Genomic DNA, 26220 nt, shown 5'->3' with positions numbered 1-26220 from the left:
CTGTGTTATTTAGAGCCGGCACTCCAGCGAAACCCCCAGCCAAATGCCCGGTCCATCTCGTCCTGGCCTTTGAAGTACTGGTTAATTCGCTCGACTTTGATTGCACCGTTTTCGTTTACCAGCCTGGCGATAGCGCACAGTGTGCGGCGGTTCTCACCTTCGGTAAGACGCGTCTCAATGGGAGGTTGATCCGGCATATGGATCGTGACAACACCATCCGTCTTATCCCAGCTCGGCACGCCCTGGTAGATAAAAGCGTAGATCAGGACTTCACGGATCTGTTTCCATTCACGACCATTAATGTGTAACCACTCGCCATCCGACACTTCACCGGTACGATCGTCGCCCTGCAACTGAACGTACGGCTCGCCGTGATAGTTCCCGAACGCGCTACCGAGCGCCTGGATAACCGACTTATAGCCATCCTGCAACTCAACAAACGCGCCAAGATCGAGATCGATGCCCTTAGCGCCGAAAATGCCGGCCAGACCCGATTTCCCGTTACCACGGTGCCAGTTGAGGTTAATGCGGATCTCGCCAAAGTTATCCCGTTTGGTCAGGCTAATCGCCGGTTTCTCTTTGGTGAGTGACACTTTGCTCAGGCTGATTTTGCTCTCTTTCGGCGGTGCCGGAGGCGCCACAGGCGGCGCGGGTGGTGGTGAAACAGGCGCAGGCGCAGGATCGTCGGCGATGTTGACACCGAAATGCTCTGCCAGCGGTTTCAGGCCGCCGTTAAAACCCTGCGCGACAAAGCGGAATTTCCACTCGTCGTTACGGCGATAGAATTCGCCCAGGATCAGCGCGGCTTCCTGACGACCATTGACATCGACAACGCCGCTCACCAGGCTGGTTGCGCCCTGCTCTACATCAATAGTCAGCGTGCGCAGCCCGGCAACCGTCTGCCCGCCGTCACAGGTGACGGTAAAAGCGACTTTCTGTACATCAGGCTTCAGGCGATTAAGTGCCACAGTAAAAGTGGAGTACTGGCTTTCGCTGGCGAGGCTGATTGAGCCATCGTCGTTGCGCGGCTGGCCATAGAAGACCATATCCGCATCGTCCTGCACTTTGCCGCTGGCATAGAGGCGAAACGCTGAGGCATCAACCGCGCCGCCAGAGGTGACGCGAACCCGAAGCTCCTGTGCTGGAACGGGGGCATTGCCCCCCGGCGTCAGGTTCATTAGCGTACGACCGTTGCGACGATATCGGTATGCATATCGTCAATGGTGCGACCGCGGCAGGCGTGACCGTGGGCCGTAAAGTCCCAGTTACCGCCGTTACGGCGCAGCGAGGAGATAACAATGCCGGTATGGGAGCCCTGCTCGGTCAGTTTGTAGCGCGCCAGTTCTTTGCCAGATTGATCGACCACGCGGCAGAAGGCATTTTCAACGTCATTGAACGTCTGGCCACGAAAGCTGTTTACTGTGAAGGCGAGGTATTCAACGTTGGCAGGTAACCGGGTGAGATTAACGGTGATGACCTCATCATCGCCATCGCCTTCCCCGGTGAGGTTGTCACCGCTATGAACGACGGAGCCGCAGCTGGAAGTCAGTTTGCGAAACCAGATGGTGTCGATGGTATTGCCCATGCTGTCCATCAATACGCAGCCCGCATCGAGATCGATAGAGTCGCTGCCGCTAAACAGCCCGCCGAACAGGCCCTTTTTCTTAATCGGATCCCAACCGAGACCAAACTGAAGCTGACTGAGTGCCGAGGATTGTTTGCTGAGTGATACCGTCTGGTTCTTCGTTAATGAAACCATGCTTTGTTCCTTAAATTGGTAATGGTCATGACAATCAAAGGTAGGCTAATCGCGAACGAAAAAAATCATATCATGATGAAGTTCTCTGACAAGGTAAATATTGGTAGGTTTTGGCGAAAAGGCAAAATCTCTGCTCTGCAACTGGCCTGTTTTACATGATTAACTTACTGAAAATAATATTTATTTTTTCAGATAAATTTTTTAGCAAAGCGCACTCTGATGCCACTTTTACTCATCATATTATGATTGACATGCTCTGATGACATTCTTAGACTCACCCATCACCTCCTGGCGCATGCTTTTTCGGGTAATAAAAAATATGAATAACAAAATTTGGCTCATGGAAGGTTTGTCATCCCAAAAAGATATTATTCAGGGAATTAAAGCCTTCGCCGCAGCTCATCACCTTCAGCTCACCGTGTATGCTTCACACCGCCATGAGCGCAATGAGATCTTATCCGTTGCCGACCACGCGCTGATCGAGCCACAAGAGGCCGCTGAGCGCCTGTCGTTTATCACCGATAATGTGGCGACACACGGCATTCACCATATCCACGCCGGCCGCAACACCCTGTGGTTTGAAGAGAACCGCGCCGCCATTGAGGCCACCGGCGTCACTCTCACTACCGGATCCACCAGCGCAGAGTGGCTCGCATTAGCCGAAGATAAAGTCGCGTTTGCCGGGCTGATGCAACAGCACGCGCTGCCGGTCGTCCCCTCATGGCGGATTGATTCCGTGAGCGATCTGCAAACTTATCTCGCGTCGCCGCCCTTCTCTGACAGCCCGATCTGCGTAAAACCGGTAACCGGCATTTATGGCATGGGTTTTTGGCGCTTTGATGACACCGCATCGGCGATGGATCTCTTTAACCATCCCGAAAACCGCACGGTTAACCCGCAGCACTATCTTGCTGCGCTCGCCAGCGCAGAGTCGTTTAAGCCGCTGGTATTGATGCCCTACCTGCCAGGCCCGGAGTACTCCGTCGATATTTTTGCCGACAACGGCGAAATCCTCGCGGCCGTTGGTCGCAGAAAAGAGGGCGCGATTCAGTATCTGGTTAATGAAGGTGCCGCCTTCGAACTGGCCTGTGAGTGTGCCCGCGTGATGAAAGCCGACGGGCTGGTTAACGTGCAGACACGCAACGATCATCAGGGAACGCCACTGTTGCTGGAGATTAACATGCGCCCTTCCGGCGGCATCGGCTATACCCAACATAGCGGCGTCAACTTACCGGGCCTGTTTGCGGCCTTTAAGCTTGGCCTGCTGACAAAAGATGAGGTCACTGGGCGTGCAGCATCCGCCTTTTCCTCCGTCGCCGTGAGAGCGGTGACAGACGTGCTGCTCTATCCGCAGACCCTCTCTAACCGACTGAACTAAGGCTGGATTATGTCTTTAGTGCCTGAAGATGCACTCTATCGCCGTACGCTCTCCTGCGGCGTCATCCAGGTGACGCGCAACCAGGGAGAGATCGCGCTGCAAAACCTGTTTGAAATCGCCGAGCGACGCAACCCTAAACGGGCGTTTCTCTTTGTCAGTAAGGTGCTCGGCCGCCATATTCCCGTTTCGCCTGCCATCATGCGCCAGGCTTACAGACAGCTCGCCAGTCAATTTCCGGCCGATCTGCCGGGCCCGGTGCTCTTTATCGGCATGGCGGAAACCGCCGTCGGTCTGGGCGCTGGCGTATTTGACGAACTGCGCCATACCTATAGAGAGTCGGTTTATCTCACCTCGACCCGCCACCCTGTCGAGGGCGAACTGCTCTGCGAGTTTAAAGAGGAGCACAGCCATGCCACCGACCATCTGATCTACTGGCCGGATGATGAAGAGAAGCGCCGCCGGGTGAGCGACGCGCGCACGCTGGTGATGATTGATGACGAAGCGACAACCGGTAACACCTTCATTAACCTGCTGGCGGCGCTCCGTGAAACTGGTCACCTGCCGCAACTGGAGCAGGTGGTTGCCATTACGCTGACCGACTGGAGCAACAATGCCTTACCGGCGCGTTGCCCGCTGCCGGTCACGGCGATCTCCCTTGTCAGCGGCGAATGGAGCTGGACACCGTTTCCCGATGCGCCTGTACCCGTCATGCCCGCCGTGAATGTCACCTCACGTGGCACGTGGGACATTACCGGAAAACAGAGCTGGGGCCGTCTCGGGATGATCGCGCCTGCTGCCGATCTGGGCCGCGAGATTCGCGTTGCGCCGGGTGAACGCGTGCTGGTTCTTGGCAGCGGTGAGTTTGTCTGGGAGCCGTTCCTGCTGGCGGAGCGTCTTGAAAACGCCGGCGCGCAGGCCTTTTACAGCTCCACGACCCGCTCCCCGATTGCGCTCGGCTTTGCCATCGAGTCGGTCATCTCCTTTACCGACAACTATGGTCTCGGCATTGCCAATTTTGTCTATAACGTCGGCCACCAGCGTTTTGACCGCGTGCTGCTCTGCACCGAGACGGCGGCTGAAAGTATCGATCCCCTGTTGCTGAAGGCGCTGGCGGATGTTGCCCCTGTTGTTGAGGTTGTTACCTATGAATAAGCCCGTCGTATTGAGCGATCTTGATGACACCCTGTTCCAGACGCGCCGCAAAATGGTCGATGAGCTGGCGCTGGAGCCTTTTCGCACCGGTGCCGTGGACCGCTCGCTGTCGCCACGCAGTTTTATGACCGAAGAGCAGGCGATGTTAGTGGACTGGCTGCTGGAGCAGGCCGAGCTTATTCCGGTCACCGCCAGGGGAACGGAAGAGATTAGCCGCGTGCAGATCCCTTTCCGCTCCTGGGCCATTACCACCCATGGCGCGGTGATCCTGACGCCAGAGGGCAAGCCCGATGAGGAGTGGAAAGCCCATATGCTCGATAAATTGTCCGCCTATGGGGAGAGACTGGTCACCATGCAGCGCCTTATCACCGAAATGATGGAGGCAAAGGGTATTAACGCCTGGGCGAGACTCAATTATGAGTACGACGGCACGCCGGTCTATATGGTGATGAAACACCGGGACAGCACGCGCCTTGATGAGCTGAATGCGATTGCCGATGAGATCGAGCAGCAGTTCCCGACCGACGGCTTCTACATTCACCGCAACAGCAACAATGTCGCGTGGCTTCCGCAGCCCGTCGAAAAAGGGCTGGCCGTGAGCTGGCTGCTGGAGAAGCTGCGCGCCGAGCGCGGCATTTTCCCGGTGCTGGGCCTCGGCGACAGCCTGAGCGATCACCGTTTTATGCAGCTTTGCAGCTGGTTTGGCATGCCGCGTCAGAGCCAGTTTGCCGACGCCATTGCGCAGCGCATTTTTAATGAGGGTTAACATGCAGCCACAAGAGAGATTTTCCGGTTCCTACTTACCCGGTGACGTGGAGTTCCTGCTTCAGCCTGTTGAGATGGAGATGACCCCGGTCGATCAAAAAGAGGCGTTGATCCAGTCAGGCAAAAAGCACTACTCCGACATGCTCAGCCAGGAGCCTGCCCCGACACCGTGGCACCTCGATCTGTTTAAGCGGGCGCTCGACAGCGGTGCTGAACGGCTTGCCAGAGAGGTCACGCAGCTTGCCCGCGAACTGGCGGCACGTTTTGGCGACGAACCGGTTATTCTGGTCAGCCTTGTTCGCGCGGGCGTCCCGCTCGGCGTGATGCTGCACCAGGCACTGCGCGATATGGGCAAAACTTCTTTTCACTACGGCATCAGTATCATCCGTGACCGTGGCATCGACGGCGAAGCGCTGAAGATTATCGAGCGTCAGCACGGCACGCGCGGCATTGTGTTTGTCGATGGCTGGACCGGTAAAGGCGCCATCACCGGGGAGCTGATTCGCACCCTCAAAGGGCGCGAGGGTTATCCGCCGCAGCCGCGTCTGGTGGTGCTGGCCGATCCCTGCGGCTGTTCATGGCTGGCGGCGAGCGACGATGACTGGCTGATCCCCTTTGGTATTATGGGTGCGCCGGTATCGGGTCTTATCTCCCGCTCGGTGTGGACTGAAACGGGGCTACACGGCTGTGTCGTCTGCGATCATCTGCGCGAGTATGAGTGCAGCCGCATGCTGGCCGATACCGTTGCGCAGTTTCGTAAAACGCTGCAACCCGCGAGCCTCCCTGCCCTGCACTGGGATCTGGATGCCGCGCAGGCGTTATGGCAAAAAAGCCGCGAGGTGATCGCCGCTCTTGCTGAGCAGTTTAACGTCGACAGCGTCAACCGGATCAAACCCGGGATTGCGGAAGCGACCCGCGCGGTGCTGCGCCGCGTACCCGATCACGTCTTTGTGCGTGCAACCGACGATCCGGACGTTGCTCTGCTCGTCGGGCTGGCGCACGAAAAAGGCATTGCCGTTACTGAGATGGGCGAGCAGCTCGGGCAGTACCGGGCCGTCACGATAATCAAGAAGGTACTCTGATGACTACACGCCTTTCACCCTGGCATCTGGGCGCGACGCTCTACATGCCCGCGACACGTAACGATATTGCCGGGGCGATCCTCGAAGGGAAGATCCCCGGCCTGCGCTCGCTGGTGATCTGTCTGGAAGACGCGGTCAGCGAAACGGATATGCCGGATGCTCTCGCTAACCTTGCGCAGCTGTTACACACTCTCAACGACGCTAAACAGGCCGGCGGCAATGCGGAGTGGCCGCTGGTGTTCATTCGCCCGCGCCACCCTCAAATGGGGAAATGGCTGACGGAGCACTTCGATCTCTCCGCCGTTGACGGGTTTGTGCTGCCAAAATTCACCCTCAGCGCACTGCCGGAGTGGTGGGAGATCATAGGCAATACGCACCTCTGCATGATGCCTACCCTTGAAACCGAAGAGGTATTTGACGTCGTTCAGATGCGCGAGCTGGCTATCGCCCTGCTTGCTCACCCCTGTCACGGCCGCATTATTGCGCTGCGCATCGGCGGCAACGATTTGATGAACGTGGTCTCCCTGCGTCGTCCGCGCGATCTGACGCTCTACGACAGCCCGATGGGATACGTGATCAAAATGCTGGTGTCAGTTTTTGCACCGCGTGATTTCGCGCTGACCGCGCCCGTTTGTGAACACATTGACGATCATGAAGTGATGGCGCGCGAGCTGGCGCTGGATATGGCGCACGGCCTGGTCGGTAAAACGGCGATCCACCCACGGCAGATTGCGGTTATTGAGCGAGCGCTGATGGTCACTCAGGGAGAGCACTCCGACGCCCTGCGCATTCTCAACTCGACCCAGGCGGTCTTTAAATCCCAGGGATCGATGTGCGAACCGGCCACGCACCGTCGCTGGGCCGCCGGTATCCTTGAACGCGCGCAGGTGTATGGTCTGGTGAATGAGCAAAGCGCAGATGGCATCAGGCTGCTTCCCGCCTCTCAGCATCAATAAGGCTGAGGCGCGCGTGATTTAGCTCATATTGAGGATCGGCCTGCTAGCATTGATGGCCATTTTGTTCAGGGAAGCGAACTGAGAGAAGAATAGCGCAACGTTAATGTCAGACGTTTGAACGCAATTGATCCACTACCTTTGAGGCAGGCTAAACCTAACGATGCAATTAAACACCAGACAGGAAAGGATTTTTAAGCTCGCCAATTTACTGGGTTCCGGTAAACCCGTCGCCGCGGCTGATATTATCACCAGCCTTGAATGCTCGGAGCCGACGCTCACCCGGGCACTGAAAGAGCTGCGTGAATCCTACTCCGCGGAGATCAAGTACAGCAAGGCGGCGCACTCTTACCATCTTGTTAATCCGGGGCATCTGGATAAGAAGACGTTGCGTCGTATGAATGAAGCCCTCGCGGCGCACGCCGAGCTGAAAACCAGCGAAACGGGCGGCAGAGTTTATCTCGATAAGAATAAAAAAACCGCCGTCTCGCTCTCGCTGCGTATGCGCATCCTGCGCAAAATCGATCGTCTGGCGAATCTCAGCGGCACGACGCGCAGTGAAGCGGTGGAAAAACTGGCTGAACGCGCCGTCGACGATCTGATTAAAGAGTTCAACGCCAAAAAGCTCGCCCGTTAATACCCGTGCCCCGGCAGCAGGCCGGGCGCCTCTTTTTGCCCCTCTCCTCATCTTTCCCTGTTGATGCCTATGAAAGTTGGCGTCTTGACACGCATTGCGCATGGTCGCCACGCTGAATGCGGACTAAACTTCGCAGAGGCCGCGCGGCATAACGCTATTTAGTTGTTGAAAAAGCGCAAATTTCATTTAAGGCTCTCTTTTTTTTCCTGCGCTTCGCTGCAATTCACAGTCTCTCCCGGCTTTCTCTGCTATTGCTGGATACAAACCTTTCATACCTCTAACAGGATTAGATAATGCGAAGACTACCCGTTTATCTGTTGCTTGATACCTCTGGTTCGATGCATGGCGAACCGATCGAAGCCGTCAAAAACGGCGTGCAGACCCTCCTTACCACCCTTAAGCAAGATCCCTACGCTCTGGAAACCGCCTATGTTTCGGTGATCACCTTTGACTCATCGGCACGCCAGGCGGTTCCGCTGACCGATCTGCTGAGCTTCCAGTTACCGACGCTTGCCGCCAGCGGTACAACCTCCCTTGGCGAAGCGCTCTCTCTTGCCGCCAGCGCTATCAGCAGTGAAGTGCAGAAAACCACCGCAGATACCAAAGGTGACTGGCGACCGCTGGTGTTTCTGATGACCGACGGTTCCCCCACCGACGACTGGCGCAAAGGGTTGCAGGATTTTAAATCGGCGCGCACCGGCGTCGTCGTCGCCTGCGCAGCGGGTCATGATGCGGACACCAGCGTGCTGAAAGAGATCACCGAAGTGGTGCTGCAGCTTGATACCGCCGACAGCTCATCCATCAAAGCCTTCTTCAAATGGGTCAGCGCCAGCATCTCGGTAGGCAGCCAGAAGGTGGAATCCAGCAAAAAAGAGGTGATTGGCCTCGATGATCTGCCGCCACCGCCGCCGGAAGTGAATGTCGTTTTATAAATCTTTGATTAAGGGGACGTTATGTCTGTCAGTCTGAGCAAAGGCCAGGGCGTGAGCCTGAAGAAAAATGAGCACGATCTCTCCTCCGTCACCATTGGCCTCGGTTGGGATATCAACGAAGAGAAGAAAGGCTTACTGGGCGGGCTGTTTGGTAAGAAAGAGGAGGAGTATGACCTTGATGTGATCGCCTTCCTCTGTAACGCCGCCGGTAAGGTGACCGATCTCGGCAAGGTGGAGAATGGCAAACCGACGCTGGTCGATGGCGACATTATCTTTTTCAACAGCCTGCGCCACAAATCGGGCGATATCTGGCTGACGGGCGATAACCGCACCGGCGCGGGGGACGGCGACGATGAGCAGATCATCGTCAAGCTGAATGCGCTGGACGCCAGATATGAAAAAATTGTCTTTATCGTGCAGATCTATAACGGGGAAAAATTGCAGCAGCACTTCGGTAAAGTGCAGAACGCATTTATCCGTGCCGTTGATGCCCGTAACGTTGAGATGGCGCGCTTTGACCTCTCCGGCGGGCCGAACTTTACGCACCAGCGCTCAATGGTCTTTGCCGAGCTGGTACGTGAACCGACCGGCTGGAAGCTGAATGCCATCGGCGAGCCGTCCCCTTCAGACTCCTTTGTCGCCCACCTGAGGAACTATATGTGATGCGCCGCTTACCCGTTTACCTGGTAATTGACACCTCCGGCTCGATGCGCGGCGAGTCAATTCACGCCGTTAACGTCGGTATCCAGGCGATGCTGAGCGCCCTTCGTCAGGATCCCTACGCCCTTGAAAGCGTCCATATCTCCATCATCACCTTCGATAACGCAGCGCGTGAGTTTATTCCGCTGACGCCACTGGAGGATTTCCAGTTCGCCGATATCGTGGTGCCAAGCGCGGGTGCCACCTTTACCGGTGCGGCGCTGGAGTGCCTGATCGAGTGCGTCGACCGGGATGTGCGTCGCGCCGATGGCGACCAGAAAGGTGACTGGCGACCGCTGGTCTTTCTGATGACTGACGGCACGCCTTCAGATGCCTTCGCTTATGGTGAAGCAGTGAAAGCGATTCGCAGCCGCGCATTTGGCTCGATCATCGCCTGTGCGGTTGGCCCGAAAGCGGGCCACGAGCACCTCAAACAGCTGACAGATAAAGTGGTGTCGCTCGAAACCCTCGACTCAACGGCCTTCGCGGGCTTCTTTAAATGGGTCTCGGCGAGCGTCTCATCGGGCAGCTCCAGCGCGGGCGTGAATAACGACTCGGATAACCTTCCGCCGCCACCGCCGGAGATCCAGCTGGTGCTGTAAGGAACAGGAGAGGTAACGCGCTGCCGTGCTGCGCCTCTCTGCCACTCCCCTTTTGTTCGCGTTACACGGCCCTCACGAGGATAAGACATGAGACGCCTTCCGGTATTTTTTGTCCTGGACTGCTCAGAGTCCATGATTGGTGAAAACCTGAAAAAAATGAACGATGGTCTGCAAATGATCGTCAGCGATTTAAGAAAGGATCCCCATGCGCTGGAGACCGCCTGGGTCTCGGTCATCGCCTTTGCAGGCATTGCGCGCACCATTGTTCCGCTCCATGAGATCGCCTCGTTTTATCCGCCGCGCCTGCCGATTGGCGGCGGCACGCACCTTGGTGCCGCGCTACGGGAGCTAAGCGTGCAGATCGACACCCAGGTGAGGGTCACCACCCATGAAGTTAAAGGGGACTGGAAACCGGTTGTCTACCTGCTGACCGACGGCCGCCCGACGGATGATCCCAGCGCGGAGATCAAACGCTGGAAAGAGCACTACGCCCGCAAAGTTAACCTTATCGCGGTCGGTCTCGGCCCCTCGGCAGATCTCAACATCCTCAGGCAGCTGACAGAAAATGTGATGCTGTTTACCGAGTCCCGCGAAGGTGACTTTACCCGCTTTATTAAGTGGATCACCGCCTCCGTCACCGCCCATAGCCGCAGCGTGGGTGAAGAGAAACCGCCCGAACTCAACCAGACGGAGTATATCGTCCGGCTGGCGAAAGAGGACGTTATCCGCGCCTATGATGAGAACTGCGTGACGCTCACCGGGCGGTGTAGTAAAACCCGCCGCCCCTATCTGATGAAATATGAGCGCCCGCCGGTGAACGTCTCCGGTCTCGATTTCCGTCTTAACCTGAACAACTTCAATATTGCCGGTTGCTACCCTATCGATGAAGAGTATTTCGACTGGTCTGATGCATCGACCTACAACGTGCAGGTGAATACCCGCGATCTGCACGGCGTGCCCGGCTGCCCCCACTGCGGCAACGCCAGCGCGTTTGCTATGTGCGCCTGCGGCAAACTGCTCTGCATCGATGGGCCTGATGAGGTTGTCTGCCCCTGGTGCGAAAGAGTGCTCTCCTTCAGAGATAACGGCGGAGATTCCGATTTTGACGTGAGCAGAGGACGAGGCTAATGAGCGTTGAAAAAGAGATTATCGGCTTTATTCTGCAGTCGCGCGGGCATGAAGTCGGCGAGGCAGAGTTAACCGCGTTATCCGGGGAGCCTGCGCTGCGGGACAAACTCGACGCGTTATTAACCGAGCTGGAGAACCAGCTGGCGACCGTCGGGGATCACGCCACAACACCGCAGGCTGAGGAGCGCGCTGAAGCGATCGAACCGCCAGACGAAACGGTAACAGAGCCCGACGCTGAGCAACCCGCACCGCGCCCGGAGTTGTGGAAGTTAATGCCCTATTACGAATTTGAGACCCCGGCAAAAGCGACCCTTGAGCCAACGCCGCCGGTGTTGAAACCAGGCCAGGTGCCGCCAGCGCGATCCGCTGAAACGCCAAGACCGCGTCCAGCGCCCTGCGCACGCATCAGCGTGCCGAATGCCCGCGCAGGCGAAGCTTTTTGTGCGCCGTTGGTGATCACCCTTGATGATGGGCAGACAGCAACCATTAACGATGTCGTGACCCCTGACGCGTGTGGGCTTCATTTCGACAAAGTGCAGCAAGTGCTGAGCGGCGTACCGTCGCAGAGCGGTGATATTGAGATGCTGGTGCGCTGGTCCTGCGCTTCGCACGCCAATGGTGAAACGCCGCTGCTGTTTGTGGTGAACCCGGATCCGCGCAGCCTGTGGAAAATTATTGAGCCACCGGCGGATGCCCCCTACCCGAAAGCGCATGTCGAACATGAAGGGATTGTCCGCGATGGCGTGAAGATTGCCGGGGCGAGCCGCCGCGGGCGCTCCCATGAACATGCGGGCAGTTTCCGCGATGATGACTTCTACCTCAACCACAGCGAAGAGACGGGCTGGAGCGTGATGCTGGTGGCCGATGGCGCAGGCAGCGCGGCAAACTCCCGCGAAGGGTCGCGAATTGCCGCCGAAGTGGCCGGGGAGTATCTCTTCAGCCAGCTACGCGGGCCGCGAGGCGCGGAGTTAAAGCAGCAGATCGCGCGCTGGGGCACAGAGGAGCAGCAAAACACCATTAACGCGATGCTGCACCACTTTAAGCAGGCGGCAACCCTTGCGGTTAACAGCATCTCGAATGAGGCTATTCGCGCGGAGCAGCCGGTAAAATCCTACTCCACCACACTGCTGGCAACCGTCTCACTGCGGCTCGGCGAGCAACTGTTTGCCGCCTCGTTCTGGCTGGGCGACGGCGCAATTGCCGCTTACAGCCCCTCGGGCAAAGTGCGCGTGTTGGGCAATCCTGACAGCGGCGAGTACGCCGGGCAGACGCGCTTTCTCGATGCCTCGATCATTGCCGATCCCGCTTTTTCCGGGCGCATCAGCGTCGGCAAGTGGCAGGATGTCTCGCATCTTATCTTGATGACCGATGGCGTCTCCGATCCGCGCTTTGAAACGGATAACGGCCTGCGCAGCGACGAGAAGTGGACGCAGCTGGTCAACGAGCTTTCACCCCTGCTTGCGGATGCCGGGCAGGCACCGGAACGTCTCGCCGAGTGGCTCAACTTTTTCTCCCCAGGCAACCATGATGACCGCACCCTTGTGCTGGCATGGTGACTGACACGCGTTACGGGTGACTGAATATGGCAAATATCGTTACATGTACAACAAAAGATGGGCAGACGGTGCAGTACGTCGACGAAGTCATCGGATCCGGTTCGATGAAAGATGTCTACTTCTCGCCGGACAAGTCCTATGTGGTGGCCTTCTACCACAAGCCGCAAAACGCCCAGGCGCGAGAGCGGATTGATATGATCACCGGGCGCTACCGGCAGAATATTTTTGAGCAGGCGGGTGGTGACTACTGGAAAGATCTCTTCTGCTGGCCGACGCATGTCGTGGAGCACAACAACAAAATCGGTATTGTCGTTCCCGTCTATCAGCAGCACTTCTTCTTTAAGTATGGCTCGAAGAATGATGACTTCCTCGGCATCAAAGGGCGCGAAAAAGAGGGGAAATGGTTCGCCAGCGCCAGTAACCAGAACAAATTCCTCGATCCGCGCGAACGCGGCAACACCCTCACCTATCTGAAGGTGTGCCTGTTGCTGACCCGCGCGGTAAGAAGGATGCATGCCGCAGGCCTCTGCCACAGTGATTTGAGCTACAAAAACGTGCTCGTCGATCCCGAGCAGGGTCACGCCTGTATTATCGACGTCGATGGGCTGGTGGTACCGGGAAAATATCCGCCTGATGTGGTCGGTACCCCTGATTTTATCGCGCCGGAAGTGGTGGAAACCAGCCATCTTGCGAAGGAGGATCCTAAACGCGTGCTGCCGAGCATCGCGACGGATCGCCACGCACTGGCGGTGCTGATCTATATGTACCTCTTTTTCCGCCACCCGCTCAGAGGCGGAAAAATCCACGATCTCGATGATGAGACACGGGACGAAACGCTGGCGATGGGCGAGCGGGCGCTGTTTATCGAACACCCGACGGACCGAAGCAATGCCGTTAAGCTTAACCAGATCTCCCCGTTTGCGCTGCCCTGGGCCGACCCGGAGAAAATTCCCTATACCATTATGGGACCCCATCTGACGCCGCTGTTCGATCGTGCCTTTATCGAGGGGTTACATAACCCCACCCGTCGCCCGACCGCTGATGAGTGGGAAAGCGCACTGGTGAAAACCGTGGATCTGATCCAGCCCTGCCAGAACAGCAGCTGTGATCAGAAGTGGTATGTCTTCTCCGGGAAAACCAAACCGGTCTGCCCTTACTGCGGAACGCCCTATAGCGGGAAACTGCCGATTCTCAACCTCTACTCCTCCCGTAAGGCAGGCAGCTTCCGGCCTGACGATCACCGCTTAATGGTCTGGAGCGGTCAATCTCTTTACGCCTGGCATGTGAACCGGCTGATTGCGCCAAACGAGCGCACCACCGCGGAGCAGAAAAAGCGTGTTGGCTACTTTGTTTACCATAACGATCAGTGGTGGCTGGTGAATGAAGGGATTGAGGGGCTGATGTCGCTCCCGGATAAAAAGATCATCCCGATTGGCGACAAAATCGAGCTGACGGACAACGCGCAGTTCGTTCTCTCCCAGGAAGAAGGCGGCAGGCTTGTGGTAGTTCAGCTCCTTTCCAACTGATTAACATCAACGGCAGGCAGCCTTTGCCTGCTTTTTTTCATGGAGTTCATCATGCTGCCAACGCTTACCACCATCAGTGGCATTTTTTATCGGGCAATCGATCCTGCTTACCGCGATCTGGCACTGGCGGGGTCGCGAAATGCGGGCAGATATTCGCGGGCCGATCAACCGACGCTCTACCTGAGTTCCTCACCCGAGGGCGTCGACGCGGCGATGCAGGCGCATAAAGCGAACCGCAGCGCGCAGCAGGAGATCATTCAACTGCGCGTTCAGGCCGCCCGCATTTTCGATTTACGCAACGCTGCTGCGTTAACGGCCGCCGGTATCGATCTTGCTGATGCCGTTGCGCCGTGGCAGGAGATTGTCGCCGCAGGCGGTACGCCCTCCTCCTGGCGCGTGCGCCAGCAGCTGGAAACGTTGGGTGCGGCGGGTTTAATTGACCCTTCGCGCAAAGCGCCGGGTCTCTGGCATCTGGTGCTGTTTAGCTGGAATAACGGCGCCGGGCAGCCCGAGGTGGAGATGGTGACGTAAAGCCTGTGGACATAACAGATTGTTTATCAATGTAAAAAAGTATGTGTTAACACGCTTTTCGGGCACAGATAAATCTCAGATCATTGCAAAACCATTAATTATGGTAGGCAATTATTGTTGATCGACACTATTTTTATGCGATATTTACTCTTGTCTTGACGGTGTCTCCTGCCTAATCAAGACCCGCTCGTGACTGAGCAAAACTGATGATGTACTAAAAGCAAAAATAGTATTTTGACTCTGCTGCCCTCCCGTGAGGGCATTTTTTTGCCTGCGATTTAATAATCACGCTGCATCGCAATTCGTCGGCTTGCATCCAGCCCGCTTGCCGCTTCTGCGGCAATCAGGTTTTTAAGCCGTGGCGAAAGCGCCTCCTCTTTGATCTCCTCAAAACCCAGCGAAGCGTAAAACGCGGCGTTGAATGGCGCATAGCGATCGGTGGTCAGCGACGCGCCCGCTAAACCGCGCCTCTCTCCTGCGCTTAGCAGCGCATGCAGCAGCTGGCGACCAATCCCTTTGCGTTGCCACGTTGGGTGGACATCCATTTCGGCGATATGCAGCCAGTTATCCTCGATCTGCGCCCCGGCAAAGCCGACCGGCTGTTGGTCGGCAGTCAACGCCACCAACAGCAGACCGTTGTGAGATAAGTGTTCGAGATCCTCAAGGCTGGAGGCGGCCGGTTCGCCGCTCACCGCCCCGGCTGTCCGCAGCGTTTCGAAGGCGGCAAGCTCAATCTCTCTTAGCGCGGCGAGATGCCCGGTGCGGGCTGGCGCAATAGTGATGTCATTCATTGGGTTCCTGAATTATTCGAAGCAATCAACTCACTGTCGATTATCTCTTTAACCACCCCCTCTGTCTGCCAGCGCGTCAGCTTCTCCACTACCGTGTGAAAGAGCGCATCCTGCTGGCGCGGCAGGCAAATCGCCTGGGCGATCTGCATAAAATCATCCTCCAGCACGCGGTAGCCGGGGTGTTCTGCCGCCGTTTGCTCAAGGGGCTGGCGGATCCCGGCGACCATATCCCCCTCACCGTGAAGAAAGGCCTCGATCGCCGCCTGCGATGAACTCAGGCGATTGAGCGTGGCGTGATCAAGCTCGCGGGTTAAGTAGAGATCGTACGCCGCCCCCCTGCCGACGTTTATCACTACGCCGGGTTTATCCATCTGCGCCACGCTCTGCCACGGGCTTTGCGCCTTTACCAGCGCCGTGCCCTGAATCGTGATGTAGGGCTGGGTAAAGCGTAATGTCTCTTCGCGTTTCGGATCGACGGCAAGGAAAGCGATATCCCAGACGCCGTTCTCTGCATCCTCCACCACTTTTCCGGCGGTCGGATAGGTAATGAACTGCGCCTCTTTTCTCATATCGGCGGCAATCCGCCGGGCAAGTTCAACGGTGATCCCGGCAGGCTCATCCGCCGCGGTCTGGCGGGCAAGCACGGCATTGCCTAAATTGATGGCAAAACGAAGCGGTTGACTGGCTGACATAGTGCTTCTCCTGAAAGCAGTTTATGCCTTCAAAAGATAGCAGACGCGCGTCACTGCGGGCGGGCAATCAACCTTTTCAGTTCGGGAATACAGGAGCCGCAGTTGGTGCCGCACTTAAGCTTTTCACCAAGGCGCGACACGCTGTCGCACCCGGACTGAATCGCCTCGCTAATCGCCCGCTCACCGATAGCAAAACAGCTACAGATTGTCGCACCGGCAGGCGCTTTGCCGCTGGCGCTGCGCCCGGCCAGCAATGCCAGCCGTTGTGCGGCGTTTTGCGGCGGTTGGGCAAATGCGGCGATCACCGCTGCCCGGTCCGGCTGCGGGCGCTGGCGCTGCGCGTAAAAGGCCAGTTGCAGTTCACCATCCGCCCAGGCGAGCAGATTAAACCCCTCGTCGCCAAGAGTGGCAGGCTGGCACATCCACGCGTCGGCCAGAAAATGCTCGTGCAGCCACGCCATCCACGAAGTCGGCCACGCACTGTCGGCGAGCGCAAAGTGCGTGACGCCGGGCTGAGTAATGCGGCTCCAGTAGGCGGTTTTCGGTGCTGAAAGCGTATCTTCACGCAGAAAGAGCTCGCCCTGCCAGGCGGCCTGCCAGCGCTGAATATTGACCGGCATCTGTTTACTCTCCGGCTGACCGGAAAGGGGATCGGTCTCGGCGGCAATCAGCGCATCGACCCGCGCCTGCTGGCTAAAGGCGCTGTTCCAGTGCATCGGCACAAACACCCTGCCGCGCGGTTGCAGCGCATCCGGCTGCGCACGCAGCAGCAGCCAGCCGTGCGTTGATGAAACACGCACAAGATCGTTGGCGCCGATTTGCGGCGCATCGTCGGGGTGAAACTGGCAAAACGGCTCGCTGATATGCTGCATCAGCCGAGGGGATTTAGCGCTGCGCGTCATGGTGTGCCACTGATCGCGGATGCGCCCGGTGTTCATCACCAGCGGCCAGCGCGGCGTCGGCGGGTTGGCGGGCAGACGCGGCGTCACGGCAATCAGGCGCGCCTTCTCGTCGGCAAAAAAGAAGCGGTTATCGGTAAATAAGCGCGCCGTGCCGTGGGGATGCAGCCCATTCACCGGCCACTGAATGGGCTTAAGATCGTCCCACTGCTGGCGGGTGAGCGTCGCCAGGCCGCTGATATCAAACGCCCGCGTGCCCTCATTTTCAAACCCCGACAGCGCGGCATGTTCGCAAAAGATCTCCGACGGATGCTGCCAGCTAAAGGCGTCGGCAAACCCCATGCGCTGCGCCACCTGGCTTACGATCCACCAGTCGGCGCGCGCCTCGCCCGGCGTGGGTAAAAAGGCGCGCTGGCGGGAAATGCAGCGCTCAGAGTTGGTAACGGTGCCATTTTTCTCGCCCCAGGCCAGTGCCGGCAGGCGGATATGCGCTGCGCGAGTGGTATCGGTGTCGCGCATTACATCGGAGACAATCACCAGCTCGCAGCGCGCCAGCCCGGCGCGCACGCGGTCAGCATCCGGCAGTGAGACCAGCGGGTTGGTGCCCATAATCCACACCGCTTTTATCTCGCCTTTTTCCACGGCGCGAAAGAGATCGACGGCATTCAGTCCGGGATTTTTTGTGACGTTGTCACTCTTCCAGAAGCGTCCGACGCGGTCGACCTCCTGCGGCGAGAAGCCCATATGTGAGGCCAGCTGGTTCGCCAGCCCGCCCACTTCCCGCCCGCCCATCGCATTTGGCTGACCGGTTATCGAAAAAGGCCCGCAGCCAGCCCGGCCGATTTTCCCCGTCGCCAGGTGGAGGTTGATAATGGCATTGCACTTATCAACGCCGGAAGTGGATTGATTAATGCCCATCGAGTAGAGCGTCACCAGCCTGTCGCTGGCGGCAATCATCTGGTAAAAGGCCAGCAGCGCCTCCTGCGGCAGCTGGCAATAGTCGGCGGTGCGCTCAACTGTCCAGTTCTCTGCCGCCGCCAACGTCTCCTCTGCGCCAGTGGTGTAATGATTGAGAAACTCCCTGTCGAGTTTGCCCTGCTGCGCCATAAAATGGAGCGCGCCGCAAAACAGCGCCGCATCGCTACCGGGCCGCAATGGCAGGTGGAGGTCGGCGAGATCGCAGGTGGCGGTGATGCGCGGGTCGATAACGATAATACGCATCTCTGGCCGCGCCTGTTTGGCCTGTGCCAGCCGCTGATAGACCACCGGGTGCGCCCAGGCGGTGTTTGAGCCGGTGAGGATCACGCACTCTGCAAGCTCCAGATCCTCATAGCTGCACGGCACCGCATCGGCACCAAACGCCCGTTTATAGCCCACCACCGCCGAGGCCATACAGAGGCGCGAGTTGGTGTCCATATTGCCGCTGCCGATAAAGCCTTTCATCAGCTTATTGGCGACATAATAATCCTCCGTCAGCAGCTGGCCGGAGCCGTAAAAGGCCACCGCCTGCGGGCCGAACTGCGCAATCACCCGCTGCAACCCTTCCGCCACCGCATCCAGCGCGCGCTCCCAGCTTACCGGCTGCTGGTCGATCTCCGGCTGCAACAGTCGTCCGGTGAGATCCAGTGTTTCACCCAGCGCGCTGCCTTTCACGCAGAGCCGCCCGTGGTTCGCCGGGTGCAACGTATCGCCCTGGGCGCTAAACCCTTGCCCTTCGGGCTGCATGCGCACGCCACACCCGACGCCGCAGTAAGCGCAGGTGGTAGAAACCGCCGCGCCCGTCACAGGCTCACCGTGGCGATGCGCTGTTCGCGCCCTGCCGCGACGCTTTGCGGCTGCGCCAGCACCCACACGCGCCCGCCCTCCACTTTCACCGGCCAGACGCTGAGCGCGGTCTGCTCATCATCGAGGCTGCGGCCATCGCGCAGGCGAAAACGCTGCTTATAGAGCGGCGAAATCACCACCGGTTCACCGTTAACGTCCCCCAGCAGCCCGCGCGCCAGTACATTCGCCTCGCTATCCGGTTCATGGTTGCTGAGGGCAAACACCTGCTGCGGGTGATCCGGCAGATGGAAGAGCGCGATTTGCTGATGGCCGAGCCGCGCCGCCATCCCCGCATGGTGCGGGATCTCCGATAATGCGCAGAGATCGACCCAGCCCTGCGGCAGCGGTTTGTGTCCAGAAGAAGGCAGCGCGGCGCGCTCCTGCGCCGTTGCCGGGCGGATCTGCTGGCGCTCCGGCACCATCACTACCCCTTCGTCGGGCTGGTCACTGTTGACGAACGGGCGGAACAGCGCCAGCCGATCCGGATCAGCGAGCGTGGTTTGCCACTCACACTGATAAGCGTCGATCACCGTCTGCATCTCGCTCTCCAGCTCGGCGGCGATGTTCAGGCTATCCTCCAGCACCACTTCGCGCAGGTAAGCCATGCCGCCGTCGAGATTATCCATCCAGGTGCTGGTACGTTGCAGGCGGTCGGCGGTGCGGATATAGAACATCAAAAAGCGATCGACGGTGCGGATTAACGCCTCGGTGCTCAAATCCTGCGCCAGCAGATCGGCGTGCCGCGGCTTCATGCCGCCGTTGCCGCAGACATAGAGGTTCCAGCCCTTTTCGGTGGCGATCACCCCGACATCCTTACTCTGCGCTTCGGCGCATTCGCGGGTGCAGCCGGAGACCGCCATCTTGATTTTGTGCGGCGAGCGCAGCCCTTTGTAACGGTGTTCCAGTTGCAGCGCCAGCGCGGTGGAGTCCTGCACGCCGTAGCGGCACCAGCTGGATCCGACGCAGGATTTCACCGTGCGCAGAGATTTGCCATAGGCATGCCCGGTCTCAAAACCGGCTTCAACCAGCTGCTGCCAAATCTCCGGTAGCTGCTCGAGGCGTGCGCCAAACAGGTCAACGCGCTGGCCGCCGGTGATCTTGGTATAGAGGTTATAACGCCGCGCGATCTGCCCGATGGCAATCAGCCCGTCCGGCGTGATCTCCCCTGCGGGAATGCGCGGCACCACGGAGTAGGTACCATCTTTCTGGATGTTGGCAAAAAAGCGGTCGTTGGTATCCTGCAACGGCAGGTGCTGCGGCTTCAGCAGATACTCATTCCAGCAGGAGGCGAGCACCGAGCCAACCAGCGGTTTACAGATTTCGCACCCGTGCCCGCGCCCATGTTTCGCCAGCAACTCGTCAAAGGTGCGGATATTGCCCACCCGCACCAGGTGGTAGATCTGCTGGCGCGAGTACGGGAAGTGTTCGCAGAGATCCTTTTTCACTTCGACGCCCATCTCTTCAAGCGCGAACTCCATCACCTGCTTGGTGAGCGCTGCGCAGCCGCCGCAGCCGGTCGCCGCTTTGGTACAGGATTTGATCGCTGCCATATCACTACAGCCGCTATTCACCGCGCCGCAGATATCCGCTTTGCTGACGTTATGACAGGAGCAGATCTGCGCGCTGTCGGGCAACGCCGCAACGCCAAGCGTTGGCGCTGCCTCCCCGCTGCTGGCAGGCAGGATCAGCGTCTCGGGCCTCGCGGGCAGCGGCATCTCATTGAGCATCATCTGCAATAGCGTGCTGTAAGACTCGCTGTCACCAATCAGCACCGCGCCAAGCAGCTTTTTGCCATCTTCTGAGACGACAATTTTTTTGTAGATCTCCGCCGGGCCATCGACCCAGCTGTAGCTCTCACTCCCCGGCGTGCGGCCGTGGGCATCGCCAATCGAGGCGACTTCAACGCCGAGCAGCTTCAGCTTGGTGCTCATATCCGCGCCGGTAAATTTCGCCTCGCCGTCGGCCAGCGTCTCCGCCAGCGTTCGCGCCATCTGGTAACCCGGCGCGACGAGGCCGAAAATCTGCCCGTTCCACAGCGCGCACTCGCCAATGGCGAAGACGTCCGGATCGGAGGTGCGGCACTGGTCATCAATCACAATGCCGCCGCGCGGCCCAATCGCCAGCCCGCAGTCGCGCGCCAGGTTGTCGCGCGGGCGAATGCCTGCCGAGAAGAGCACCAGATCGGTTTCAAGAAAGGTGCCATCGGCAAAGTTCATGCGATAGCGGCTGCTCTCTCCGGCAACGATTTCGCGCGTCTCTTTGCCGGTATGCACCTGCACGCCAAGGGCTTCAATTTTGCGCCGCAGCATTGCCGCCCCGCCTTCATCCAGCTGCACGCCCATCAGTCGCGGCGCAAACTCCACCACATGGGTTTGCAGGCCGAGGTTTTGCAGCGCGTTCGCCGCTTCCAGCCCCAGCAGACCACCGCCCACCACTACGCCCGTTTTGCCCTCGTCGGCACAAGCTTTGATCGCCACCAGATCGTCAAGGGTGCGGTAGACCAGGCAGCCTGGTGCATCGTTACCGGGGATCGGCGGGACAAAGGGCGACGAGCCGGTAGCCAGCACCAGCCGATCCCACGCCGTCTGGCGACCCAGTTTATCGACGACAAAACGGTGCTGAAGGTCGATCTGCGTAATGCCCTGATTCAGGCGCAACTCAATGCCGGTGGCCTCGAAAAAGCCCTCTTCCACCATCGACAGCGACGCGGCGCTACGCCCGGAGAACCAGGCCGAGAGATGCACGCGGTCATAAGCCGGAACCGACTCTTCGGCAAAGACAATCACCTGATAGCGCAGATGCAGTTCACGCTCCACCAGCTGTTGCAGAAAGTGGTGGCCGACCATGCCGTGTCCGGCGACAACTAAAACGGGTTTTGACATCACATCGCTCCTCGCTATCTCAGTGGATAACGGCTGGTTCAGAATGGGGGGAAGATCCTCTTCAGGGGTAAAGAGGCCCGGCTGACCGGGGGTATTGAGCCGGGCGAAGTAACCCGGCCCGTCGCTGATATCGCCCCACAGCAGCACGCCGCGCAGCTGGTTATTGCTCATCACCAGGCGGCGGTAATCGCCGGTAAACGGGTCGGTTGCGGTGTAGACCGCATCGCCCTCGCGCGCCCCGGCGCAGTAGAGGTCGAGGCCGCTCACTTTCAGGCGCAGCGGCACCTCTTCAAGGGCGAACGGCGCGAGCGCTTCACCGAGAAGCCTGGCGGCAAGGGTCTCCGCCTGCCGCCAGCAGGGTGCAACCAGCCCGAAGGTGATCTCGCCAAACTGGCAGCACTCGCCGATCGCTGAAATCGCCGCATCGTTGGTGCGCAAGTGACCATCCACCAGGATGCCGCGATCGCACGCCAGCCCGGCGGCCTGCGCGAGGGCGATATTGGGCCGCACGCCCGCGCAGACCACCACGGCCTGCGCCGGGATCCGCCGTCCATCCTGCAACTCCACCGCACAAACCCGACCCTGCGCATCGGCGCAGCAGGCGCGGGTCTCAACCGCCAGCAGTGTGTCGATGCCGCGCGCGTTGAGGCTCGCTTGCAGCAGCCCCGCCGCGTGCGCATCCAGCTGTTGATCCATCAGGTGCGGGCCGCGATGCACAATCACGCTGTGAATACCGCGCTGCGCCAGCGCCGCCGCAGCTTCAATTCCCAGCACCCCGCCGCCCAGCACCACCGCCGTCTCTCCGGCGCTGAGCTGGCTCAGCATCGCCTCGACATCTGCCTGCTGGCGAAAGGCATATACGCCGGGCAGGTCGATGCCGGGAAACGGCGGCATAAAGGGGCGTGAACCGGTGGCAATCACCAGTTGGTCGTAAGCGAGTGATTCCCCGCCGAGGCGCACGGTGCGGGAGGCGCGATCGATCGCCGTCACCGGCTGGCCTGCAAGCCACGTCACGCCGTGACGGGCATACCAGGCCTCGTCATGCGTCAGGATCTCATCGAAGGTTTTCTCGCCCGCCAGCACCGGCGTCAGCAGAATGCGGTTATAGGCCGCTCTAGCCTCCTCATCGATCAGCACAATGTGAAAGCGGTCAGGCGCGCGTTCGCAGAGCTGTGCGACCAGCCGCGCACCCGCCATGCCGTTGCCAATCACTATCAGACGCGGTTTCTCCATCGGCGTACTCCTCAGGCCACGGCTTTATGTTTTTCATGCAGGAAGTGCAGCACCTGCTGGCGGTAGTGATGAAACTGCGCATCGTTAGCCAGCGCCAGCCGTGAGCGCGGACGCGGCAGCGTCACCTCCAGCACCTCGCCCACTTTCGCCGCCGGGCCGTTGGTCATCATCATGACCCGGTCTGAGAGCAGTACCGCTTCGTCGACGTCATGGGTGATCAGCACAATGGTGGTGTTGAGCTGGGTCTGGATCTCCATCACCGCATCCTGCAAATGGGCGCGCGTCAGGGCATCGAGTGCGCCGAAAGGTTCATCCATCAGCAGCACTTTCGGCTTCATCGCCAGCGCGCGGGCAATACCAACGCGCTGCTTCATGCCGCCGGAGATCTCGCCGGGGCGCTTGTTCATCGCATGCCCCATATGCACCAGTTCAAGGTTGTGGGCGATCCACGCCTGCATCTCGCTTTTGCTCATCTCGCCTTTAAACACCTGGTGTACGGCCAGCGCGACATTCTCCGCCGCCGTCAGCCACGGCAGCAGGGAGTGGTTTTGAAACACCACCCCGCGCTCGGGGCCGGGGCCGACGATCTCCTGGTTATCGCACAACAACACCCCCTGCGTCGGGCGGCTCAGCCCGGCAATCAGGTTTAAGAGCGTTGATTTCCCGCAGCCGGAGTGACCAATCAGACTCACCGTCTCCCCCTGGGAGATGGTAAAGCTGACATCATCAAGGGCGACAAACGGCCCGCTGGCGGTGGCAAAGGTTTGGGTCACGTTTTCGACCCGGATAATGGCGTGCGTCTTTTTCATTTATGACTCCCGGCGAGTGTCGTAGCTAAAACGGCGGGCAATGGCCATCAGCCCCTGCTCCAGCGCCATCCCCACCACGCCAATCAGCAGAATGGCGATGATGATGTTTTGCACATTGAGGTTGTTCCACTCATTCCAGATCCAGAAACCGATGCCGACGCCGCCGGTCAGCATCTCGGCGGCGACAATCACCAGCCAGGCGATACCGATCGATAAGCGCACGCCGGTTAGGATGTGCGGCAGCACGGCGGGAAAGAGGATTTTGCGCATCACCGTGAACTCACTGAGCTTCAAAACGCGCGCGACGTTGAGGTAATCCTGCGGAATACGCATCACCCCCTCGGCAGTGTTGAGGATCATCGGCCAGATGGAGCAGATAAAAATCGTCCATGTTGAGGCCGGTTCGGCGCGCTGAAACAGCAGCAGGCCAATCGGCAACCACGCCAGCGGGCTGACCGGACGCAGCAGCGCGATCAGCGGGCCAAACATGCGGGCGATAAAGCGGAAGCGGCCAATCAGAAAGCCAACGGGAATGCCGACCAGCGCCGCCAGGCCAAAGCCGAGCGCCACGCGCTCAAGGGAGGCGAGCACGTTCCAGCCAATGCCCATATCATTTGGCCCGTCGATATAGAACGGCTCGGCGAAGAGGGTTTTCGCCGCTTCCCAGGTTTGCAGCGGCGTCGGAAAGCCTTTGCTGTTGAGCGCCGCCACCTGCCAGAGGGCGATCAGCACAACTGCGCCAAGCAGGCCGGGGATCGCGGCGGTAATAAAGCGTTGCAGCATACTGCGCAGGCGGTTTACCGGCGCGCGTTTTGCCACTAAAGGTGCAGCCTGTGGCGCAGGGGTTTTCAGCGGCACAATCGCCGCGCTCTGCGGCGTTGGCTCCAGCGGGATCACTTTCGGTTGGGTGTTCGCAGACATTCTCGGCCTCACTTAGCGGTGGATGGCAAAACTGTTGGCGTAGGCCGCAGGATCGCTGCCGTCCCACACTTTTCCGTCAATCAGGGTGCTGCTGCGCATTTGGCTGGTGGGTACGCTGATGCCGCCCACCGCCGTCGCGGCCTGTGTGTAGAGTTCGCTGCGGTTGATCTGGCGCGCGACGGCGAGGTAGTCGGGATCGCTTTTCAGCAGGCCCCAGCGTTTTTGCTGGGTCAGAAACCAGATTCCGTCGGAGAGCCACGGGTAGCTCACCGCGCCATCATTGAAGAAGCGCATCGCATGGGCGTCCTGCCACGTCTTCCCTAATCCGTCTTGATAGTGGCCGAGCATCCGGCCTTCGATGGTCTCAACGGCGGTGTTGATATAGGCGCGTGCGGCGATGGTTTTTGCCGTTTCGCGGCGATTTTCATCGGAGGCGTCGATCCAGCGCGAGGCCTCCAGCACTGCGGCGGTCAAGGCGCGCGCCGCATTGCCGTTTTCCGAGACCCACGCCGAGGTGGTGCCGAGCACTTTTTCCGGGTGATCGGGCCAGATCTGCTGGCTGGTGGCGGCGGTAAAGCCGATGCCGTCGATAATGGCGCGCTGGTTCCACGGCTCGCCGACGCAGTAGCCGCTCATATTGCCAATCTTCATGTTCACCACCATCTGCGGCGGCGGCACCACGACATTGCGCACATCGGCAAAGGGATCGATCCCGGCGTTCGCCAGCCAGTAGTAGAGCCACATGGCGTGGGTGCCGCTCGGGAAGGTCTGCGCAAAGGTGTAGGTTCCCTGCGGGCTGGCGGCGATCACCTTTTTCAGCGATGCGCCATCGGTAACACCCGCTGCTTTCAGTTGATTCGATAAGGTGATCGCCTGGCCGTTGTTGTTGAGCGTCATCAACACCGCCATCTCGCGCTGCGGGCCAGCCACGCCAAGCTGTAAGCCGTAGACCATGCCGTAAAGCACATGGGCGGCATCAAGTTCGCCGGAGAGCAGCTTGTCGCGCACCGAGGCCCAGCTCGACTCTTTACTCGGGATAATGGTGATGCCGTACTTCTCATCAAACTTCTTCACCGCCGCCATCACCACCGGCGCGCAGTCGGTGAGCGGGATAAAGCCGACGCGCAGGGTCTTCTTCTCCGGCGCGTCTGAACCTGCGGCCCATACGCTGTTCATCAGGCCCGGGATCAGCAGGCTGCCGCCCAGCGCCGCACTGCCCGCCAGAAAGCGGCGGCGCGAAAATTTCCCCACGGTGTTGTCATCATCTTGCGTCATTGCGGCATCCTGTCAGTTAAAAAGGGGCAAAAAAAAGCGTCCGGTTAGCGCTCAGTCTCCTGAACGCTAACGGACGCCTTTATCCGGGAAGTGATGCTGACCGCCATTAGCCAGCACCTTCGTGTATAAGATAAGCAGAATGTGTGCCAGGTTTTTGATGCCTGTAAAAACAGGCGATTAGCGATTTGGCTCAC

At 59.1% G+C, this 26220-nt stretch carries 22 protein-coding genes; 13 read left to right on the top strand and 9 right to left on the bottom strand.

Annotated elements, in window-relative coordinates:
• Nucleotides 1-5: 5 nt before the first annotated feature.
• Together N7V53_RS12025 and N7V53_RS12020 are read right to left on the bottom strand one after the other, a co-directional pair.
• Nucleotides 6-1178: a TerD family protein gene (locus N7V53_RS12025; RefSeq protein ID WP_279793509.1), complete on the bottom strand. Its 1173-nt coding sequence runs from the start codon at nt 1176-1178 to the stop codon at nt 6-8.
• On the bottom strand, nt 1178-1759 hold the full coding sequence (locus N7V53_RS12020) for a tellurium resistance TerZ family protein (RefSeq protein ID WP_279793508.1): 582 nt from the start codon (nt 1757-1759) through the stop codon (nt 1178-1180). The genes N7V53_RS12025 and N7V53_RS12020 overlap by 1 nt, the downstream gene beginning before the upstream one ends.
• A gap of 319 nt (nt 1760-2078) precedes the next feature.
• Here N7V53_RS12020 and N7V53_RS12015 point away from each other — a divergent pair, with 319 nt between their 5' ends.
• The 13 genes from N7V53_RS12015 to N7V53_RS11955 all read left to right on the top strand — a co-directional run bounded on the left by N7V53_RS12015 (nt 2079) and on the right by N7V53_RS11955 (nt 14700).
• Complete coding sequence (locus N7V53_RS12015; RefSeq protein WP_279793507.1) at nt 2079-3137, top strand: ATP-grasp domain-containing protein; 1059 nt, start codon at nt 2079-2081, stop codon at nt 3135-3137.
• 9 nt (nt 3138-3146) lie between these two features.
• Entirely contained in the window at nt 3147-4289 is a 1143-nt protein-coding gene (locus N7V53_RS12010) for a phosphoribosyltransferase domain-containing protein (protein WP_279793506.1), read from the top strand.
• Nucleotides 4282-5055, top strand: a complete 774-nt coding sequence (locus tag N7V53_RS12005) for a hypothetical protein (protein ID WP_279793505.1) — start codon at nt 4282-4284, stop codon at nt 5053-5055. Before N7V53_RS12010 ends, N7V53_RS12005 begins: the two co-directional genes overlap by 8 nt.
• Nucleotide 5056: 1 nt before the next feature.
• Complete coding sequence (locus N7V53_RS12000; protein ID WP_279793504.1) at nt 5057-6136, top strand: cysteine protease StiP family protein; 1080 nt, start codon at nt 5057-5059, stop codon at nt 6134-6136.
• Nucleotides 6136-7092, top strand: coding sequence for an HpcH/HpaI aldolase/citrate lyase family protein (locus N7V53_RS11995; protein ID WP_279793503.1), 957 nt, complete (start codon nt 6136-6138; stop codon nt 7090-7092). Before N7V53_RS12000 ends, N7V53_RS11995 begins: the two co-directional genes overlap by 1 nt.
• A 160-nt stretch (nt 7093-7252) precedes the next feature.
• On the top strand, nt 7253-7726 hold the full coding sequence (locus tag N7V53_RS11990; protein WP_279793502.1) for a tellurium resistance protein TerW: 474 nt from the start codon (nt 7253-7255) through the stop codon (nt 7724-7726).
• A gap of 293 nt (nt 7727-8019) precedes the next feature.
• A complete protein-coding gene (locus N7V53_RS11985; RefSeq protein WP_023478652.1) occupies nt 8020-8658 on the top strand; it encodes a VWA domain-containing protein in 639 nt (212 codons plus the stop codon).
• 21 nt (nt 8659-8679) lie between these two features.
• On the top strand, nt 8680-9321 hold the full coding sequence (locus N7V53_RS11980; protein ID WP_023478766.1) for a TerD family protein: 642 nt from the start codon (nt 8680-8682) through the stop codon (nt 9319-9321).
• Nucleotides 9321-9959, top strand: a complete 639-nt coding sequence (locus N7V53_RS11975) for a VWA domain-containing protein (RefSeq protein WP_042716801.1) — start codon at nt 9321-9323, stop codon at nt 9957-9959. The genes N7V53_RS11980 and N7V53_RS11975 overlap by 1 nt, the downstream gene beginning before the upstream one ends.
• 87 nt (nt 9960-10046) lie before the next feature.
• Nucleotides 10047-11087: a TerY-C metal binding domain-containing protein gene (locus N7V53_RS11970; RefSeq protein WP_279793501.1), complete on the top strand. Its 1041-nt coding sequence runs from the start codon at nt 10047-10049 to the stop codon at nt 11085-11087.
• Complete coding sequence (locus N7V53_RS11965; RefSeq protein WP_279793500.1) at nt 11087-12643, top strand: protein phosphatase 2C domain-containing protein; 1557 nt, start codon at nt 11087-11089, stop codon at nt 12641-12643. Before N7V53_RS11970 ends, N7V53_RS11965 begins: the two co-directional genes overlap by 1 nt.
• A 26-nt stretch (nt 12644-12669) precedes the next feature.
• Entirely contained in the window at nt 12670-14169 is a 1500-nt protein-coding gene (locus tag N7V53_RS11960; protein WP_279793499.1) for a lipopolysaccharide kinase InaA family protein, read from the top strand.
• A gap of 51 nt (nt 14170-14220) precedes the next feature.
• Complete coding sequence (locus N7V53_RS11955; protein ID WP_279793498.1) at nt 14221-14700, top strand: RES family NAD+ phosphorylase; 480 nt, start codon at nt 14221-14223, stop codon at nt 14698-14700.
• Between the two features lie 278 nt (nt 14701-14978).
• Here N7V53_RS11955 and N7V53_RS11950 read toward each other — a convergent pair whose 3' ends face one another.
• From N7V53_RS11950 to N7V53_RS11920, 7 genes are read right to left on the bottom strand one after another with little or no spacing between them, the layout of a single operon-like run.
• On the bottom strand, nt 14979-15491 hold the full coding sequence (locus tag N7V53_RS11950; RefSeq protein ID WP_279793497.1) for a GNAT family N-acetyltransferase: 513 nt from the start codon (nt 15489-15491) through the stop codon (nt 14979-14981).
• Nucleotides 15488-16183, bottom strand: a complete 696-nt coding sequence (locus N7V53_RS11945) for a transporter substrate-binding domain-containing protein (RefSeq protein WP_279793496.1) — start codon at nt 16181-16183, stop codon at nt 15488-15490. Before N7V53_RS11945 ends, N7V53_RS11950 begins: the two co-directional genes overlap by 4 nt.
• A 50-nt stretch (nt 16184-16233) precedes the next feature.
• Nucleotides 16234-18867, bottom strand: coding sequence for a nitrate reductase (locus N7V53_RS11940; protein WP_279793495.1), 2634 nt, complete (start codon nt 18865-18867; stop codon nt 16234-16236).
• Nucleotides 18864-23021 (bottom strand): nitrite reductase large subunit NirB, encoded by a 4158-nt coding sequence (nirB, locus tag N7V53_RS11935; protein WP_279793494.1) that lies wholly within the window; start codon nt 23019-23021, stop codon nt 18864-18866. Before nirB ends, N7V53_RS11940 begins: the two co-directional genes overlap by 4 nt.
• 11 nt (nt 23022-23032) lie before the next feature.
• Nucleotides 23033-23830: an ABC transporter ATP-binding protein gene (locus N7V53_RS11930; protein WP_279793493.1), complete on the bottom strand. Its 798-nt coding sequence runs from the start codon at nt 23828-23830 to the stop codon at nt 23033-23035.
• Nucleotides 23831-24751 (bottom strand): nitrate ABC transporter permease, encoded by a 921-nt coding sequence (gene ntrB, locus N7V53_RS11925; protein WP_279793492.1) that lies wholly within the window; start codon nt 24749-24751, stop codon nt 23831-23833. It abuts the gene before it with no gap.
• Nucleotides 24752-24763: 12 nt separating this feature from the next.
• The gene (locus tag N7V53_RS11920) at nt 24764-26026 is read right to left on the bottom strand and encodes a CmpA/NrtA family ABC transporter substrate-binding protein (RefSeq protein ID WP_279793491.1); all 1263 of its coding nucleotides are present in this window, start codon (nt 26024-26026) and stop codon (nt 24764-24766) included.
• Nucleotides 26027-26220: the final 194 nt, after the last annotated feature.

The sequence above is a fragment of the Kosakonia sp. HypNH10 genome, from assembly GCF_029850615.1.
In the GTDB taxonomy this organism is placed as follows: domain Bacteria; phylum Pseudomonadota; class Gammaproteobacteria; order Enterobacterales; family Enterobacteriaceae; genus Kosakonia; species Kosakonia cowanii.
This window is presented reverse-complemented; position numbering and strand designations above follow the sequence as displayed.

Coding starts and splice junctions, on each gene's coding strand:
- N7V53_RS12025 (WP_279793509.1), bottom strand. CDS start 1,178: ATGAACCTGACGCCGGGGGGCAATGCCCCCGTTCCAGCACAGGAGCTT.
- N7V53_RS12020 (WP_279793508.1), bottom strand. CDS start 1,759: ATGGTTTCATTAACGAAGAACCAGACGGTATCACTCAGCAAACAATCC.
- N7V53_RS12015 (WP_279793507.1), top strand. CDS start 2,079: ATGAATAACAAAATTTGGCTCATGGAAGGTTTGTCATCCCAAAAAGAT.
- N7V53_RS12010 (WP_279793506.1), top strand. CDS start 3,147: ATGTCTTTAGTGCCTGAAGATGCACTCTATCGCCGTACGCTCTCCTGC.
- N7V53_RS12005 (WP_279793505.1), top strand. CDS start 4,282: ATGAATAAGCCCGTCGTATTGAGCGATCTTGATGACACCCTGTTCCAG.
- N7V53_RS12000 (WP_279793504.1), top strand. CDS start 5,057: ATGCAGCCACAAGAGAGATTTTCCGGTTCCTACTTACCCGGTGACGTG.
- N7V53_RS11995 (WP_279793503.1), top strand. CDS start 6,136: ATGACTACACGCCTTTCACCCTGGCATCTGGGCGCGACGCTCTACATG.
- N7V53_RS11990 (WP_279793502.1), top strand. CDS start 7,253: ATGCAATTAAACACCAGACAGGAAAGGATTTTTAAGCTCGCCAATTTA.
- N7V53_RS11985 (WP_023478652.1), top strand. CDS start 8,020: ATGCGAAGACTACCCGTTTATCTGTTGCTTGATACCTCTGGTTCGATG.
- N7V53_RS11980 (WP_023478766.1), top strand. CDS start 8,680: ATGTCTGTCAGTCTGAGCAAAGGCCAGGGCGTGAGCCTGAAGAAAAAT.
- N7V53_RS11975 (WP_042716801.1), top strand. CDS start 9,321: ATGCGCCGCTTACCCGTTTACCTGGTAATTGACACCTCCGGCTCGATG.
- N7V53_RS11970 (WP_279793501.1), top strand. CDS start 10,047: ATGAGACGCCTTCCGGTATTTTTTGTCCTGGACTGCTCAGAGTCCATG.
- N7V53_RS11965 (WP_279793500.1), top strand. CDS start 11,087: ATGAGCGTTGAAAAAGAGATTATCGGCTTTATTCTGCAGTCGCGCGGG.
- N7V53_RS11960 (WP_279793499.1), top strand. CDS start 12,670: ATGGCAAATATCGTTACATGTACAACAAAAGATGGGCAGACGGTGCAG.
- N7V53_RS11955 (WP_279793498.1), top strand. CDS start 14,221: ATGCTGCCAACGCTTACCACCATCAGTGGCATTTTTTATCGGGCAATC.
- N7V53_RS11950 (WP_279793497.1), bottom strand. CDS start 15,491: ATGAATGACATCACTATTGCGCCAGCCCGCACCGGGCATCTCGCCGCG.
- N7V53_RS11945 (WP_279793496.1), bottom strand. CDS start 16,183: ATGTCAGCCAGTCAACCGCTTCGTTTTGCCATCAATTTAGGCAATGCC.
- nirB (WP_279793494.1), bottom strand. CDS start 23,021: ATGGAGAAACCGCGTCTGATAGTGATTGGCAACGGCATGGCGGGTGCG.
- N7V53_RS11930 (WP_279793493.1), bottom strand. CDS start 23,830: ATGAAAAAGACGCACGCCATTATCCGGGTCGAAAACGTGACCCAAACC.
- ntrB (WP_279793492.1), bottom strand. CDS start 24,751: ATGTCTGCGAACACCCAACCGAAAGTGATCCCGCTGGAGCCAACGCCG.
- N7V53_RS11920 (WP_279793491.1), bottom strand. CDS start 26,026: ATGACGCAAGATGATGACAACACCGTGGGGAAATTTTCGCGCCGCCGC.